General features: G+C 72.1%; 12 protein-coding genes and 2 pseudogenes. 4 read left to right on the forward strand and 10 right to left on the reverse strand.

The genetic code is table 11. The features are described 5' to 3' along the window. Positions 1-264 (forward strand): annotated as a pseudogene (locus ACLVWQ_RS02840) (hypothetical protein); the annotation flags it as partial. Positions 265-398: 134 nt separating this feature from the next. Here ACLVWQ_RS02840 and ACLVWQ_RS02845 read toward each other — a convergent pair. From ACLVWQ_RS02845 to ACLVWQ_RS02865, 5 genes are all read right to left on the reverse strand, one after another. Further along, complete coding sequence (locus tag ACLVWQ_RS02845) at positions 399-1,268, reverse strand: universal stress protein (protein ID WP_414106501.1); 870 nt, start codon at positions 1,266-1,268, stop codon at positions 399-401. Between the two features lie 125 nt (positions 1,269-1,393). Then, positions 1,394-1,894, reverse strand: coding sequence for a Crp/Fnr family transcriptional regulator (locus ACLVWQ_RS02850; RefSeq protein ID WP_414106502.1), 501 nt, complete (start codon positions 1,892-1,894; stop codon positions 1,394-1,396). Positions 1,895-2,397: 503 nt separating this feature from the next. Next, positions 2,398-2,550 (reverse strand): hypothetical protein, encoded by a 153-nt coding sequence (locus tag ACLVWQ_RS02855; protein ID WP_414106503.1) that lies wholly within the window; start codon positions 2,548-2,550, stop codon positions 2,398-2,400. Between the two features lie 41 nt (positions 2,551-2,591). Beyond that, the gene (locus ACLVWQ_RS02860) at positions 2,592-3,452 is read right to left on the reverse strand and encodes an oxidoreductase (RefSeq protein ID WP_414106504.1); all 861 of its coding nucleotides are present in this window, start codon (positions 3,450-3,452) and stop codon (positions 2,592-2,594) included. Then, complete coding sequence (locus ACLVWQ_RS02865; RefSeq protein ID WP_414106505.1) at positions 3,449-3,742, reverse strand: Atu4866 domain-containing protein; 294 nt, start codon at positions 3,740-3,742, stop codon at positions 3,449-3,451. Before ACLVWQ_RS02865 ends, ACLVWQ_RS02860 begins: the two co-directional genes overlap by 4 nt. A gap of 126 nt (positions 3,743-3,868) precedes the next feature. Between ACLVWQ_RS02865 and ACLVWQ_RS02870 the strand changes: the two are divergent. Beyond that, positions 3,869-4,710, forward strand: a pseudogene (locus tag ACLVWQ_RS02870) (helix-turn-helix transcriptional regulator). Positions 4,711-5,143: 433 nt separating this feature from the next. On the opposite strand, the gene ACLVWQ_RS02875 reads toward ACLVWQ_RS02870, so the two are convergent. From ACLVWQ_RS02875 to ACLVWQ_RS02890, 4 genes are read right to left on the reverse strand one after another with little or no spacing between them, the layout of a single operon-like run. Further along, positions 5,144-6,550: an amidohydrolase family protein gene (locus ACLVWQ_RS02875; protein WP_414106506.1), complete on the reverse strand. Its 1,407-nt coding sequence runs from the start codon at positions 6,548-6,550 to the stop codon at positions 5,144-5,146. Positions 6,551-6,607: 57 nt separating this feature from the next. Beyond that, the gene (locus tag ACLVWQ_RS02880) at positions 6,608-6,850 is read right to left on the reverse strand and encodes a hypothetical protein (protein WP_414106507.1); all 243 of its coding nucleotides are present in this window, start codon (positions 6,848-6,850) and stop codon (positions 6,608-6,610) included. Next, the gene (locus tag ACLVWQ_RS02885; RefSeq protein WP_414106508.1) at positions 6,843-7,274 is read right to left on the reverse strand and encodes an FMN-binding protein; all 432 of its coding nucleotides are present in this window, start codon (positions 7,272-7,274) and stop codon (positions 6,843-6,845) included. Before ACLVWQ_RS02885 ends, ACLVWQ_RS02880 begins: the two co-directional genes overlap by 8 nt. Positions 7,275-7,292: 18 nt before the next feature. After that, positions 7,293-8,678, reverse strand: a complete 1,386-nt coding sequence (locus ACLVWQ_RS02890; RefSeq protein ID WP_414106509.1) for a ferric reductase-like transmembrane domain-containing protein — start codon at positions 8,676-8,678, stop codon at positions 7,293-7,295. 179 nt (positions 8,679-8,857) lie between these two features. On the opposite strand from ACLVWQ_RS02890, the gene ACLVWQ_RS02895 reads away from it, so the two are divergent. Together ACLVWQ_RS02895 and ACLVWQ_RS02900 are read left to right on the forward strand one after the other, a co-directional pair. Beyond that, entirely contained in the window at positions 8,858-9,592 is a 735-nt protein-coding gene (locus tag ACLVWQ_RS02895; RefSeq protein WP_414106510.1) for a response regulator transcription factor, read from the forward strand. Continuing rightward, positions 9,589-11,019, forward strand: a complete 1,431-nt coding sequence (locus ACLVWQ_RS02900) for an ATP-binding protein (protein WP_414106511.1) — start codon at positions 9,589-9,591, stop codon at positions 11,017-11,019. Before ACLVWQ_RS02895 ends, ACLVWQ_RS02900 begins: the two co-directional genes overlap by 4 nt. 69 nt (positions 11,020-11,088) lie before the next feature. On the opposite strand, the gene ACLVWQ_RS02905 is transcribed toward ACLVWQ_RS02900, so the two are convergent. Further along, positions 11,089-12,363 carry an MFS transporter gene (locus ACLVWQ_RS02905; protein WP_414106512.1) on the reverse strand — a complete coding sequence of 425 codons (1,275 nt, stop codon included), beginning with the start codon at positions 12,361-12,363 and terminating at the stop codon, positions 11,089-11,091. Between the last annotated feature and the right edge of the window lie 27 nt (positions 12,364-12,390).

Here is a 12,390-nt window from a genome sequence, read left to right on the forward strand (position 1 = left end):
GCTGTGACCGCGGGTGTGGCGTTGCGGTTGGCGGCGGTGGCGGGGACGGCGTTGATGGTGTTCATGTGGATCGCGGAGTGGCCGCCGGCGAAGCATCTGTCGGACGGTGCGGCGAGTATGTCGACGAATCCGTTCGCCGACTACCACGTGATCTACGCGGTGGCTCTGATCGCTGTCGCGGTGGCGGGTGCGGGTGTCACCTGGGGTCTGGGCAGGGTCTGGGCGCGGCTCCCCGTGGTCCGCGACCACACCTGGCTGCGATGACCGTACGGGCAGCCACGGGCAGCCACGGGCAGCCACGGGCAGCCACGGGCACCGGGGCGCCGCCGCACATCTGCGGCGGCGCCCCGCTGTGGTGGGACCGTCGGAGCGGGGCGCTGTCGGCCGTGCGGGGGCTGTCAACCGTGCGGGACGACGGTGACCGGCGCCTTGGCGTGGTGCAGGACCGCATGGGTCACGGGGCCGATCCGCGGACCCCGTGACGAGCGTCGGCCGCGACCTACGACGACCAGCTCCGCGTCGCGGGACGCGTCCACGAGAGGGGAGCCCGCCCTTCCGAGCACGGCCTGCGGACGCACGCGCACACCGGGGAACTTCTCCCGCCACGGCATGAGGATCTCGGCCAGCAGGCTCTGTTTTTCGATGGCGAGTTCGGCGGTCCTGCCGGGCCCGACGGCCGCGCCCCGCAGGTAGTGCGGTGGCAGGCTCCAACCGTGTACGACCCGAAGGTTCGCGGCCCGGCGCGCGGCGGCGGTGAAGGCGTACTCGATCACAGGGTCCGCCGGTACGCGCAGGTCGAGGCCGAGGACGACATCGCGCCCCGCCGGCCCGGCCGGTACGAGCACCACCGGCCGCTCGGCGCGGGCCAGTACACCGAAGGCCACGGACCCGATGAGCAACCCGCCGAGTCCGCCCAGCCCCGGGGAGCCGAGAACCAGGGGATCCGCGTCGCGTGCCGCCTCCAGCAGAGCCGCGACCGGCCTCTCGTCCACTTGGTCGACGGTGATCCGCAGACCCGGGTGGCGTCGCGTCAGGTCCTCCCGGGCCTCGCGGGGCATGCGCACCGCCCACTCGTGGCGGTGCCACAGCGCGGAGTCGGGCGGCGGTTCGTGGACCCCGGACAACGGTGAGTAGAGGTAGGGCTGCCAGGGCCAGGCGTGTACGAGCCGCAGGGGCAGCTCGCGGAGCAGCGCCTCGTGGGCCGCCCACTTTGCGGCGGCCAGGCTCTGGGGTGTGCCGTCGAGGCCGACGGTGACGGTACGGGGCATGGCGTACCTCCTGGGAGTGCCAGCTGGAACTTCACGGGCGGTCCCTGCCCGAGCGAGAGGCCGTACGGCTGGGGAAACGGGCGATCCGCACCCGCCGGGCCGGCACGGGCGACCCGGCACGTCGGTCATGACGATCCGCCGCTGCCGCTGCCGCTGCCGCTGCCGCTGCCGCTGCCGCTGCCGCTGCCGCCGGGGCCGTACAGGTCGAGCAGTCGGGTACGGGCCGCGTGCAGCCGGTGGGCGAGCACCCGGCCGACCCAGACCGCGATCTCGCGGCCGAACTCCGGGTCCCGCGCGCACAGTTCGCGAACCGCCACCGCGTCGAACTCCCAGGCTCGCACCGGGTGCGTGGCCTCGGCGCCCAAGTGCCACACGTACGGAGGGAAGTGCCAGGACCAGCCGACCAGTTCGCCGTGTCCGAGCGACTCGATGACGGCCGCCCGGCGACCGGGCACGTGCAGATCGAGAGCGACGACGCCGGTCCGCACGATCCAGAACCGGTCGGCCCGCCCGCCCTCCTCGAAGAGACGGGTGCCCGTCCCGAAGGACGCCTCACGGGCGATCTCGATGAGCCGCTCGCGGTGTTCGGCGGGCAGAGCGGCGGTCATCGTCGGGGCAGAGTTCACGGTGGTGTCTCCCCTCGTTGCTGTCCAGGACGGCGGTCGAGAGACTGCCTGGCACAGGTGCCCTCCGGAAGCCGAGGGCCGTTGTCGCCAGCGTGGGCGTGCGACAGGCGGTGTCGCCACAGGCCGCCCGGACCCCCGTCGGGGTCGTTCGGCCCCATCGCCCCGGCCCGTCAGCCCGCTGTCGGAGCACCCGGCGGAGACGGCGGCGGAGGCGCAGGAACAGCTGGGGGAACTGCCCGGAGATCATCGTCTCGCGTACCTACGCGCGCAGACGTGGCAGACGGTCCTGACATGCGGGCTTCACGAGGAGCGCGGGTCAGTCGCCGTCGGGGTGGGTGGTGGAGGAATAGGCGTCGTGCCAGGCCGCTTTGGCCCCGGAGTCGCCGATCCGGTGGACCTGCACACCGGCGCCCACGCCGACGACGAGGGACAGCACCGCTCACGGTGCCGCCGCTGGATGCCCCTGTCCCGGAACCGAGGTGGGACGCACGGCGGTAGAACCATCACACCGCCGCCGACACCATGAAGAGAGCGACGACCCAGGGCAGCAGCCCGTCGCCGAGTTCGGCGTGCCTGCGCACCAGAGGGCCGCTGCCGACGTGCCGCTCCAGCAGTTCTCCGGCTTCCGTCGTCAGCGGCACGCTGATCGGCGTCATCGACATCATCAGGCTGAGGGACGGAAAGTACAGTGACGCCCCTACCCGCTGGTGGTGCCTTCCTGCGGGAAGTCGGTCGAGCGGGCGAGGTCTTCCCAGGTGTTCAGGTCATGGTCGACGGCGTCGCGTCCTGCGCGGATCAGGCGCAGGGCGTCGGAGCCGAGGACGAGGTGGGCGGGCGGGTTCGGTGTGCCGAGGATGTGCAGGACGGCGGCGGCTGCCCTGGCCGGGTCGCCGAGCTGCCGGCCGCTGGCTTGCTGACGGGCGGCGCGGATGGGCTCGAACAGGGTGTCGTAGTCGGGGATGGTGCGCGGTGCGCGGATCATGGAGCGTCCCGCCCAGTCCGTGCGGAAGGAGCCGGGTTCGACGGCGGTGACGTGGATGTTGAAGGGGGCGACTTCCTTGCCGACGGCTTCGAGGATGCCTTCGAGGGCGTACTTGCTGCCGCAATAGGCGGAGACGCCGGGGAAGCCGGCCAGGCCGCCCATGGAGGTGACAGCCAGGATGTGCCCGCGGCGGCGTGCGCGCATGTGGGGCAGGACGGCCTGGACGACGGCGGCGGCGCCGAAGACGTTGACGTCGAACTGGGCTCGCAGGTCGGCCAGGGGCGTTTCCTCGAAGGTGCCTTCCAGGCCGTAGCCGGCGTTCGCGATCAGCACGTCGATCGGGCCCACGGATCGCTCCACCTCGCCCACCACCGCGAGGACCGCCGCGTCGTCGGTGACGTCGAGGAGGCGGGCGTAGGCGCGCTCGGGGTGCAGGGCGGTGAAGCCGGTCGCGTCGGTGTCCTTGCGGACGGTGCCGACAACAGTGTGGCCGGCGTTCAGGGCGGCGGTGGCGAAGGCGCGGCCCAGGCCGCTGCTGACGCCGGTGATCAGGAAGGTTCTGGCCGTGTCGGTCATGCCTGGTTCTCCTTGTACAGCACGAGATGCTCATGGAAGAGCACGCCGTCGCGGATGTCGCCGGTGGCGGTGAAGCCGGTGTCGTCGACGTAGTCGAGGTGATGGCCGGTGACCGTGTAGCGGCCGGTGTACGCGCTGCGGCGGGTGCCGCGGGCCTCGTCGTAACGGCCGTCCGCGCGCAGCTCCTGGCGGATGTGCCCGTCCGCGGTCACCCACATCCCGACCACGTCCACGTCACCCGTCCTTCGCCCAGGGACTGCCTTCGACGGGCTCGGTTGGTTCGTCACCATGCGTTCCTTCTTGTTCGTGGGTGTTGATGACCAGCCTGGGCGAGCCGGGGAAAGAGAGCCAGGACGAGTCGTGCCTGGGTAGGGCGCACCCAGGCACGCGAGGCGGGGGCGGCCTAGCCTGAAGGGGTGACCAGCAACGACCTCGGAGATTTCCTGCGCGCCCATCGCGCCCGCCTGCCCCCGACGACGTCGGGCTCGCCTCCTACGGCGCCCGGCGGGTGGCGGGGCTGCGGCGCGAGGAGGTGGCCGTCCTGGCGGGCATGAACAGTGACTACTACGCCCGCCTGGAGCAGGGACGTGAGCGCAGCCCTTCCCCGCAGATCCTCGAAGCCATCAGCAGCGCGCTGCTGATGGACGACGCGGCCAGGGAGCACATGTTCCGCCTGGCGGGCACCGCGCCGGAGGGTGAACGGCCGCAGCCGAGGGAGGCGGTGAGTACCGCGCTGCGGCAGCTGCTGGACGGATACGCGAACGCCGCGGCGTTCGTCCTGAACCCGGCCAACGACTTCCTGGCCTCCAACGCACTGGCCGACGCCTTGTTCTCACCGTTCAGGACCAGGGACAACATGGCCCGCATGACCTTCCTCGACCCCGCCGCCCGGACCTTCTTCACCCAGTGGGAGCGGGCAGCGCAGGCGGTCGTCGCCGGACTGCGCCACGCCACGGGTCTCGACCCGCACTACGCGCGCCTGCACGACCTCGTCGAATCCCTGACCGAGGAGAGCGAGGAGTTCGCCGCCCTGTGGTCCTCCCACACCGTCCACGGGAAGTCCCGCGACGGCAAGGAACTTCTCCACCCCGATGTCGGACACCTCGATCTCACCTACCAGACCTTCGACGTCCGCGGCGCGCCGGGCCAGCAGCTGGTGATCTACCACGCCGCGCCGGAAAGCCCCAGCGCCCAGGCGCTCGCGCTGCTCGGCAGTCTCCACGCCACTCATCACCTGGGGAGCGCCCCGGAGCAGTAGTCCCGGGGATCGTGCCGAAGCCCTCCCCGGTCAGGGCGCCGGCCAGTAGCGGGCCCAGGCCGGCACCGATGAACATGCTGCACGCGTAGAGGGCGACGGCCGCGCCGCACGCATGCGGCGCGGTGGCGTTGACGGTCTCGCCGACGGCGGGCGCCGCGGCCGCGACGGCGACCGCGGCCGGGCCCAGCGCGAGTACCAGCCGCCGAGGTGCGGCGAGCCGTGACAGGACGGGCGCGAGCAGCGGGACGGCGATGTCGGCGCTCTGGCGGGGGCGCACTCTGGCCGGGGGTAAGGGTGGCGCCGGCGTGCGGTGCGGTGAAGTCGGCGGCGGCGGGCAGGACAAGGGTGCCCGCGCAGTTGATGACGATCATGTTGTCGTCGCCGGCCGCGGTCAGCAGACCGGGGCCGATGCCCACGATCACGGTGCCGCCGGTCAGCAGCAGCGGCCGGCCCTGCGGGTGTTGAGGACGTACTCGCGGGAGGCATGGACCTCGGTGCGCAGGGCGGGCAGGTCGACGTCGAGGACCTGGCCGTTCCACTTGCGGGGTTGGCCGTTGATGAGGACGGCGCTGATGTTGCGGGCGTCGGAGCCGAGCACGATGGTGCCGACGGCGTCGTTGAGCGGCATGTTGTTGAGGTCCTCGGCCTGGATGACCAGCAGGTCGGTTTTCTTGCCCGGGGTGAGCGAGCCGGTGACGTCGGCCAGGCCGTTGGTGCGGGCGCCCTGGAGGGTGGCGAAGTCCAGGACGTCGTGGGTGGTGATCCGGTCCGGCTGCTGGTCGGTGCCGTGGACGGCGTTGACCGCGCGCATCCGCTGGATGGCGTGCAGGGCCCGCATCTGCGTGAACATGTCGCTGACCAGCGCCACCTCCACGTCGATGCTCAACCCGGGCCGCACCCCGACCGAGAGGGCCTCGTCGATGGCGGGGATCGCGGTCTCCAGCCCGATCTGGGCGTCCGAGGTCGGGGCCAGGGCGATGGTCGTGCCGCTCTGGCCGATCGCCCTCCACGCGGCCCGGGTCAGGCCGGTGGCGTGGACGAGGGTGAGGTCGGGGCCGAGGAGTCCGTCCTTCGCCCAGTTCAGGATGGCCGTGGAGGAGGAGGCGCCGAAGACGGCATCGACGCTCACCCCGATGCCCAGCTCCTTCGCCGTGCGGGCGAGTTCGGGTCCGTAGGCGAGGGCGGGTCCGGCGATCTCGTCGGTGGACAGAGCGGCCAGGCGCAGGGTCAGCAGTTGGTCGTCGCCGGTGAAGTAGGTGTCCTTGAGGCGGGCCAGGTCACCGGGCCACTGCTTGTCCCAGTTCCCGAAGTGCGGCCCCATGGAGGCGTGCACCCCGCGGATGCCGGTGTCGATGAGAGCCTGGACGGCGGCGTCGGAGTGCTCGGGGGTGCGGGAGTTGTGGGAGAAGTCGAGCATGGTCGTGATGCCGCTGTCGATCGCCGTCAGCGCGGCCAGCTCGGTGCCGACGTACATGTCGTGGGGCCGGTAGACGGTGGCGTAGCCGGCGAGGGTCGACATCACGTAGGCGCCGAGGTCGTCGACGTCCGGCATGATCCGGCGCAGCTGGGTCTCCCAGGCGTGCCGGTGCGTGTCGACGAAGCCCGGAGCGAGGATCGTGCCGGTCGCGTCGACGACCACCGCACCGTCCCGGCTCAGGTCAGGGCCGATCGCGGTGATGGTGTCGCCCTCGATGAGCAGATCGGCGTTGTGCACGACACCGAGACCGGTGTCCATGGTGACGATGGTCGCCCCGGTGAACAGGATGCGCCGCTTCGGGTCGGCGGACCGGCGCTGAAGCTGTTCGAGCACGGCAGGGCTGGTGGTGTCGGAGGAGATCAAGGGGAGGTCCTGTTCATCAGGCCGGAGCGGAGGGTCCGTGCCGGGCGGGTGATGACATCAGCCTCGGCCCATCCGGCAGCGGCAACCAGGCCGCCGTCTGCCCAGGTACGGCGCACCCGGGCTCACATCGCCCTGCGGCACCACGACGCGCAGGAACCGATCGCTGCCGTCGCACGACACCTCGGCGGCCTCGTCGAGGGCACGGCGGATTCTGGTGGTGGGCCGGTCGCGGATGTCGAAGGAGAAGACGGTGCCCATGACGTGTTCGGTGTGGCGCAGCCCGGCCGCGGCGTCAGGCACGGGCCTGGTCCAGGGCGCTCTGGAGGGACTCGCGGTAGCCCTGGCTGGTGTAGCTGGCTCCGGAGACGGCGTCGATCCGGGCGCTCTGGGCGCCGATCGCCTCCTGGGTGAGCCGGGGCAGGGCGTAGGAGGCGATCTGCCGGTCGCGCCCGTTCCGGTCAGGGGCGCGCAGGACTTCGACGCGGGTGATCCTTCCTCGCGAGAGGGTGGCCGCCACCTGCACGGTTCCGTACCGGGTGTCGACGGGATCCCCGGTGAACGTGCCCGTCCCGGTGAGTGGTCCCGATGAGGTGCCGGCGGGAGCGTGCGAGGAGGTGGACGGCACGGGTCCTTCGGCGGGGGAGGGGAGTTGATGGGGCTTGAGAGCGAGCAGGGTGACGACGAGGGCACTGATCCCGGTGGTGGCGAGGACGGCTCGGCGCATGACGGTTCCCCTTCGGATTCAGAACGTGAACGACTCGTGGTGGATGCGCCGCGCCGGGACCCCGGCATCCCGCAGGGCCCGGACAGCGGCCTGCGCCATGCCGGGAGGGCCGCAGAGATAGACGTCGTGCGCGGCCAGATCCGGCACCAGAGCGCTCAGACCCCGGGCGGTGAGAGGTGAGGAGTACCCCGCGGGTTCGTCGACGAGGTAGTGCACGGTGGCCCGTCGGCGGGCGGCTATCGCGTCGATCTCACCGCGCAGCGCGAGGTCGGCGGCGCGGCGGGCGCGATGAACGAGGGTCACCTCGCCCGGCAGGGTCTCGAAGAGGGTACGCAGGGGGGTGATGCCGACGCCGCCGGCCAGCAGCAGCACCTTGGGGGCGGTGCGGCGTTTCGCGGTGAAGGCGCCGTAGGGGCCCTCGGCCCATACACGGGTACCGGGCGCCAGTCCGGCCAGCGCCGCGCTGTGTCCGCCCGCGGCCTTGACCGTGATGCGCAGGTGGTCGGGGCACGCGGGAGCGGAGAGGGAGTAGGGGTTCGCGGTCCACCACAGACCGCAGGCCAGGAACCGCCAACGCAGGAACTGCCCGGGCTCGCCCCCCAGTTCGTCGAGGTGCCTGCCGGTGAGGTGGACGGAGACCACACCCGGTGCCTCGGGCCGGACTGCCGCCACGCGCAGGCGGTGACGCAGCCCGCGTCGCAGGGGGACGACGAACCGGTACCGGGCGACCAGTACCGCGACACCGAGGTACAGGGCGTACCAGGCCACCTGGGCGAGGCGGTTGCCGACGAAGTCGGCTCCGTCGGACAGCTGATGGCCGAAACTGAGGAACACGGCCAGGTAGGTGGCGAAGTGGAGGTAGTGCCAGGTCTCGTAACTCATCCTGCGGCGGGCCGCGCGGGCCGAGAGGACCCCCGTCACCAGGAACAGCAGGAATCCGGCCGTTCCTTTGAGGAGATCGGGGTAGTTCAGGACGAGGGTGGAGGTCTGGCTCACCACGTCGGTGTGGGAGGTCAGCGAATAGCCCCAGATGATCAGCAGGGTGTGGGCGAGGGCGAGGGACACCGTGCAGCGGCCTCCCAGGGCGTGCCAGCGGGCGAGCCGGTCGCTGCCGATGGTGTGGTCGAGGAGCGGCATACGGGCCATCAGCGCGAGGAGGACCGCGCAGGCGTAACCGGCCAGGAGCCCGGTGATGCGGCCCGCGCCGGTCAGACAGTCCGCCGGGCCGACCACCGCGGTCGTGTCGTGCCACCACAGGGCCAGCACTCCGGCGGCTCCCGTCCAGATCAGCAGCGGAGCGAGGAGCGGCACGGCACTGCGGCGCGGGTGCCGGTGCCGCGCGCCAGGACTCGCGTACGTGGTCGTGGTGAACGCGGACGTGGACGTGGTGGACGTGGTGGGCATGGGGCTCCTCCGGGCGGGACCCGTTCCGGTGACGGGGGCCAGCCTCACAGCGCAAGTTCTGTGTACCTTCTGAAGAAGCCCCGTCCGCCGCTCCCGGCGCCGATTCGGACGGAACTCAGACGGAACTCAGAGGGACCGCTCGCGCTGTGACGGGCCGCGGCGGGGGATGCTGAGGAATCATGGAAGAGCAGCGCGCCGCCTCGACTCCGCACCGCCTCGACGGGGAACCCGTGCGGGTCCTCGTCGTGGACGACGAGCCCGACGTCATCGACGTCCTGGCCGCGGTCATGACCGGCGAGGGCTGGCAGGTGCGCACCGCGGCGGACGGTGCGACCGCGCTCGCGACGGCCCGTGACTTCCACCCGGACGCGGTGGTCCTGGACTGGATGCTGCCCGATCTGAATGGCCTGCAGGTCCTGCGCGCGCTCAGACGCGAGGCACCCACCGTGTGCGTGTTGTTCCTGACCGCTCGTGACGCGGTCGAGGACCGCATCACCGGGATCACCGCGGGCGGCGACGACTACGTCACCAAGCCCTACAGCATCGAGGAAGTACTGGCCAGGCTGCGCGGGCTGCTCCGGAGAGCGGGCATGACCGCCGAATCGGGCACGAACCGGCTCACCGTCGGAGACCTCACCATGGACGAGGAAGCCCGAGAGGTGCGACGGGGCGGAGCCGTCGTCGAGCTGTCCCGGACCGAATTCGAGCTCCTGCGCTTCTTGATGCGCAACCCACGTCGGGTACTGGCCAAGGGCCAGATCCTCGAACGTGTGTGGGCCTACGACTTCGGCGGACGCGCCCACATCGTCGAGCTCTACATCAGCTACCTGCGCAAGAAGATCGACGCCGGACGCACCCCGATGATCCACACGGTGCGCGGCGTCGGCTACGTCCTCAAGCCGGGATCCCGATGAGGCGCCCGCCCCCACGCACCCTGCGCGGACAGCTCACCGCCGGACTCCTGGTGCTGCTGGGTCTCGCCTGCCTCGCCGTCGGCGTCACCACGGCCCTGGCCCTGCGCGGTTTTCTGATGGGACGCCTGGACGAACAGCTCACGGCGTCCGGCGGTCGGTTCGCGGCCAGTCTGGAACACGAGGCGGAACCCGATGCCGACAACGGCCCCGACACCCGCGGCCAGGCCGAGAACACCTTCGGGGCCCGTCTCCTCGACGGCAAGGTCACTCAGGCGGCCGTCGTCGACGACGCCACCGACCGTGCTCTCCGGCTCACCGCCGAAGACCGCCGCACCCTGGCGAGCGTCCCCGTGGACGACGGCAGGGGGCACAGCGTCCGCCTCTCCGCCTCCGAGGGCAGGTACCGGGTCACGGCTGTGCGGGGCGACGACCAGGACGTCCTGGTCACCGGCCTGCCCCTGCACACGGTCGAGGAGACCGTGCACCGCCTCGAAGCCGTCGAGGCGGCGCTGTTCGGCGCCGCGCTCGTGGGCACGGGCCTCGCCGCGGCCCTGTGGGTACGCATCTCCCTGCGGCCCCTCCAGAAGGTCACCGCCCGCGCGGCGGAGGTCGCGGGACTGCCGCTCGCCGGCGGGGAGATCACCATGCCGGGGCCCCTCCCCGACGCCGACCCGCGCACCGAGGTCGGCCAGGTCGGCGGCGCCCTCAACCACATGCTCGGCCACGTCGAGGACGCGCTCGTACGCCGCCAGGCCGTCGAGGAACGCCTGCGGCACTTCGCCGCGGACGCCAGCCACGAACTGCGCACCCCCGTCGCCAACATCCGCGGTCACGCCGAACTCGCCCTGCGCCACCGCGGCCCCGTACCCGCCGAGGTACGCCATGCTCTGGAGCGCATCGGCAGTGAATCGCGGCGCATGACCCGTCTCGTCCACGACCTGCTCCTGCTCGCCCGGCTGGACGCGGGGCGTCCTCTCGCGCACGACCCGGTCGACCTGACCCTGCTGATCCTGAACGCGACGGACGACGCGCGTGCCGCGGGCCCCGGTCACCACTGGTTCCTGGACCTCCCCGAGGAGCCTGTCACGGTCACCGGTGACGCCCACCGCGTCGAACAGGCCATCGGCAACGTCCTCGCCAACGCGCGTACCCACACCCCGCCCGGCACCGAGGTGACCGTCACACCCGTCACCGACCGCACCGGCGTCCGCGTCGAGGTGAGCGACAACGGTCCGGGCATCCCCGAGGAGGTCCAGCCCGAGGTCTTCGGCCGTTTCGTCCGGGTCGACCACGCCCGCTCCCGGAGCACGGGAAGCACCGGTCTGGGACTCGCCATCGTCCGGGCCGTCATCACCGCGCACGGCGGAACCGCCGACGTCATCAGCGAGCCGGGGCACACCACTTTCCGTCTCCGGCTCCCCGACTGACGTCGACCGGTCCCGGTGACCGGCACTCCGGCGTGTCCGGACAACGCCTCTCCTCTCCGTCTCCCCGTGTCACGTCCTGCCGTCCCGACCCGTTCGAGGGGTAGCCCGTGTAGGGGCCGTAGGGGTCTTGGCGGTCGCGGGGGCCGCGGGGGTCGTGGCGAGTGCCCCGGGCCGGGTGGCTTCGGGGCCGGTCCTTGCCCGCTGTCTGCCGGAGGCGAGCGCCAGGCTCGCGGCCGACAGCAGCGGGACCACGCAGATCAGGGCGAAGCCGCGGTCGCCGAGGGCGTGGTAGACGGGCAGCCAGACCGGCGCCGCGGCCGCGCCGCCGAAGAACTGGGCGGACAGGGCCAGGGACGCCGCGCCACCTCGGTTGTCGGGGACGCTGGTGACGGCCAGGGTGTTGGTCACGGAGCGCAGACCGGTGACGGCGGCACCGACCAGGACGAGGCCGGCGATCACCACGGCGATATGGGTGCCCAGGGACGCGCACAGCAGCCCCACGGCCATGGCCACGTTGCTCGCGCAGCCGGTGCGCAGCGGTCCCTGGACGCGAAGGAGATGCCCGACCCACGGCGCGGCGGCCATCCCTGCCACCCCGAACGCGGAAGTGGCCAGCCCGATCGCGACGGGCCCGAGACCGAAGCGGTCGTTCAGGCGCAGGACGGCCAGCACGGTGAGGCCGACCGCCGCGAGATAGGCGAGGAAGGAGACCGCGCAGGCGAGCGCGAGCCGGCGGTCCGCCAGGGAGCGCCAGGACGCGTGCGCGGTGGTCGCCCGCCGGGTGGCCGAACGGGACGGCGGGAAACACACCAGCAGCAGACCGCACACACCCGGCACCAGGAAGGCCAGTCGCCAGTCCACGGCCGCGCCGACACCGCTGAACAGCGGACTCATCCCCTGCCCCGCGGCCTGCGCGGCGGCGAACCAGCTCAACGCCTTGGCCAGCCGCTCGCCGCCGACCAGATCGGAGATCGCCGCCACCAGCAGCGGCGTGATGAAGGCGTTGGTGGCGCCCTGGAAGGCGCGGGCCGTCAGGAAGAGTTCCATGGTCGGTGCCAGCGCGCAGAGCGCGGTCGCCACGACGAACGCCGCGAGCGCGGTACGCAGCACCCGGCGCCGTCCCCAGCGTTCGGCGAGGGTTCCGCTGACGAGCATGCAGGCGGCGAAGGGCAGCATGTAGACCGTGACGGCCGTGGCCGCGGTGGACGGGGTGCTGTGCAGACCGGCGGCGACCTCGTGCACCATCGGCGTCACCATCGTGCTGCCGTAAGGACCGAGGAACCCGCCGACGTACAGGGGCCACACCCGGTGCCCCGGCGGACCTTCGGGGCGGTGGTCGCGCACAGCGGGTCTCCCGGGTTCGTGGAACGC

It is taken from the genome of Streptomyces sp. CWNU-52B (assembly GCF_047444975.1).
Classification (GTDB): Bacteria; Actinomycetota; Actinomycetes; order Streptomycetales; family Streptomycetaceae; genus Streptomyces.

What these genes read in the sequence shown, in the direction of transcription:
- ACLVWQ_RS02885 (WP_414106508.1), bottom strand. Translation starts at nt 7,274, where the DNA reads ATGCGCCGAGCCGTCCTCGCCACCACCGGGATCAGTGCCCTCGTCGTC.
- ACLVWQ_RS02890 (WP_414106509.1), bottom strand. Translation starts at nt 8,678, where the DNA reads ATGCCCACCACGTCCACCACGTCCACGTCCGCGTTCACCACGACCACG.
- ACLVWQ_RS02865 (WP_414106505.1), bottom strand. Translation starts at nt 3,742, where the DNA reads ATGGTGACGAACCAACCGAGCCCGTCGAAGGCAGTCCCTGGGCGAAGG.
- ACLVWQ_RS02855 (WP_414106503.1), bottom strand. Translation starts at nt 2,550, where the DNA reads ATGACGCCGATCAGCGTGCCGCTGACGACGGAAGCCGGAGAACTGCTG.
- ACLVWQ_RS02900 (WP_414106511.1), top strand. Translation starts at nt 9,589, where the DNA reads ATGAGGCGCCCGCCCCCACGCACCCTGCGCGGACAGCTCACCGCCGGA.
- ACLVWQ_RS02895 (WP_414106510.1), top strand. Translation starts at nt 8,858, where the DNA reads ATGGAAGAGCAGCGCGCCGCCTCGACTCCGCACCGCCTCGACGGGGAA.
- ACLVWQ_RS02860 (WP_414106504.1), bottom strand. Translation starts at nt 3,452, where the DNA reads ATGACCGACACGGCCAGAACCTTCCTGATCACCGGCGTCAGCAGCGGC.
- ACLVWQ_RS02845 (WP_414106501.1), bottom strand. Translation starts at nt 1,268, where the DNA reads ATGCCCCGTACCGTCACCGTCGGCCTCGACGGCACACCCCAGAGCCTG.